Origin of the sequence: Actinomyces sp. 594, from assembly GCF_019325145.1 — a bacterium.
Taxonomy (GTDB): domain Bacteria; phylum Actinomycetota; class Actinomycetes; order Actinomycetales; family Actinomycetaceae; genus Actinomyces.
Map to the genome: position 1 here is coordinate 17,790 of NZ_PIZC01000054.1, position 2,714 is coordinate 20,503.

A 2,714-nucleotide genomic window follows, 5' to 3' on the forward strand; every position below is an offset into this window, starting at 1 on the left:
TCGTCCCCGACCACCTCACCCAGCAGCCTGGTGCCCCCGGTAACCTCGGCCCCGGTGAGCACGTCGGTCCACTTGCCCTGAGGCAGCACGATTGTGTGGTCGCCCCAGCCGCCGAGCCGCTCCAGGCGACGGCCTAGGCGCCGCACCACCACTACGACGTCAGCCTCCTCGTCCAGCAGGCGGGCGTAGGCGAAGGCGCAGGCCGTGGTAGTCGGCAGCGCCCGGTAGCCGGAGCGGCTCCCGACGAAGGTGTCGGGCCTATCCGCGCGTAGGCGGCACAGTTGGGAAGTCAGCCGCAGCTTGGCGTCATCCAGTGACATCGCCGCATCTGTCGGCGCTTGTGAGACACGCTCCAGCGCGGCCTGCAAGCCGGCCTCGCCCGCGTAGGCGACCGGGCGGCGGTTATCGGGATCCACCAAGGATGTGCGGGTGACCTCACTGCCCTGGTAGACGTCGGCCACTCCCAGCCACGTCAGTGTCATCGCCTTGTTCGCCAGGATCGTGTCGCGTACGGCGCGGGCGGTCAGCGCGGCGAACTCATTGAGCTCCTCCGCCACGTCTGCGCGGGCCATTAGGGCGGCCGCGTAGTGCGCCAGCTGATCCTCGCGCACGGTGTCCGGCGCCGTCCAGGTGGTCCAAGACTTCTGCTCGCGCGCGGCCTTGATCAGGTATGCGCCTAGGCGCTCACCGGTCATCGGGTCGGCCGATCCGGGGGCCCAGGTACCCCAGAGTGTCTGCCACAGCAGGTTCTCGGTGACGCCGTCCAGGTCGGCGGGGCGTATGCCCGCGGTCAGGTCACGCAGCCGGTGGACAAGCTCCACCCACTCGCTGCTGTAAGAGGCGAGCACGTCGATACGGGCGCGCACGTCCTCGCTCCGCTTGGTGTCGTGGGTGGTGGAGGTGACCATGGTGGCGGGCCAGTAATGCTGGACGCGCTGGGCCCACGCATGCGCCTCATCGGCGGGCAGCGCGAAGCCTGCCGGGTCACCGCCCACCTCGGTCAGGCTGGTCAGGTGCGTCCACCGGTAAAAGGTGGTGTCCTCCACCCCCTTGGCGGTTACCGCGCCGCACACCTGTTGGAACCGGGTGATGATCTCCGCCCGCTCGGGCGTGTCCGAGGGCTCGCCGGCGCCGACCTGCTCGCCCAGCAGGATCGCCACCACCAGGTCGAGCGTGGGGTACTGGTCGGTGTCCAGGGTTGCGCGTGCCCGCTCGGCGGTCTCCCGCAGCACCGCGGCCTGCTCCGGGTCGGCCTGCCGTCCCGGAAGCACGTAGGCCCGGTAGCGGTCCGCGGCCACCAGGAGCTCCACCACACAGGCACGCAGATCGCGGAAGGTGTGGTCGGACAGGTACAGGTCCCGGGAGGTGAACGCGTGCAGCAGGTCCACGAGCCGGTTCACTTCCGAGGCCAGGGAGCCGGCGATGATCTCCCGCTTGGCGTCACCGGAGACACGGGCGTAGTCGAGCGGCACGTTCCCGGTCAGCTCCCGCATGAGGGCGCCGAGGGTGCGGACCCCGGCGGGATCGACCTGCAGCTGGTCGATACGCCAGGCGGCGTCGTAGCCGGTGGTGCCCGCGGTCCGCCAGGACTGCGGCAGGAACTCGTCTGGGGCGAGGATCTTCTCCGCGGCGATCCAGGCGCCGCCGGTGGCCCGCGACAACCGCTCCAGGTAGCCCTCGGGGTCTGCCAGGCCGTCGGGGTGGTCCACCCGCAGCGCGTCGATGGTGCCGTCCTGCAGCAGGTCAAGGATCAGGGCGTGGGAGCCGGCGAACACCTCCGGATCCTCCACCCGCACCGCCGCCAGGGTGACGATGTCGAAGAAGCGGCGGTAATTGAGCTCCTCATCGCCCACCCGCCAGTAGGCGAGCCGGTAGTGCTGACGGCCAAGCAGCTCCGGCAGCGGCAAGTCATGCGTGCCCGGGGCCAGCGGGAAGACCTGGTCGTAGTAGCGCAGCACCCACTGCTCGCCCCGCTCCGGCTCGGTGGGAACGGCCAGGCGCTCGACGGTCAGCTCGCCGTCGGTAAGGACCTGCCCGATGCGCTGGCCGAGCACGGGCATCAGCAGCTTGTCGCCGGCAGGCGCGTCGAACCAGGCTGCATAGGGGGAGTCGGTGCCGTCTCGCAGCACCGACCACAGGGGCGGGTTGTGCCAGGCCGGAGTCGGCACCGACATGTGGTTGGGGACGATGTCGATGACGATGCCCAAACCTGCCGCGTGAGCCTCCCGGGCGAGCTCCTCCAGGCCCTCACGCCCTCCCATCACGGCGCTGATATGGGTGTGGTCGACGACGTCGTAGCCGTGGGTGGATCCCGGGCTGGCGGCCAGCACGGGGGAGAGGTACAGGTCGGTCACCCCGAGCTGACGCAGGTACGGCAGCAGGGCGCGGGCGTCCGCGAATGTAAGAGACTCACCCAGCTGCAGCCGGTAAGTCGTCACCGGCGTGCGCCGTTCGGGTGCGGGCAGGTGCGGGTTGGAGCCGGGCGCGGTCATTCGGGTTCTCCTTCAGACGGTGCTGGGTGGGCGTGCGGAGCACGCGGCGGTGCGGGCGCCTGCGGCTGCTGGTCGGACTCCTCGGCGTCGGCGTCTGCCAAGCCCCGCGTGCCCTCACCGGTTGGCTCTGGAGCGGCGTCGGGCGTGTCACTCGGCTTGGCCGCGGCGTCGGGCGTGTCACTCGGCTTGGCCGCGGCGTCGGGCGTGTCACTCGGCTTGGCC

At 70.7% G+C, this 2,714-nt stretch carries 1 protein-coding gene and 1 pseudogene; both read right to left on the bottom strand.

The features are described 5' to 3' along the window. Window positions 1-2,492, bottom strand: a 2,492-nt coding sequence (treY, locus tag GZ998_RS09320; RefSeq protein ID WP_219109679.1) for a malto-oligosyltrehalose synthase, incomplete at its 3' end; no start/stop codon positions are given. Next, window positions 2,489-2,714, bottom strand: a pseudogene (locus GZ998_RS09325) (hypothetical protein); the annotation flags it as partial. The gene treY and the pseudogene GZ998_RS09325, both read right to left, overlap by 4 nt.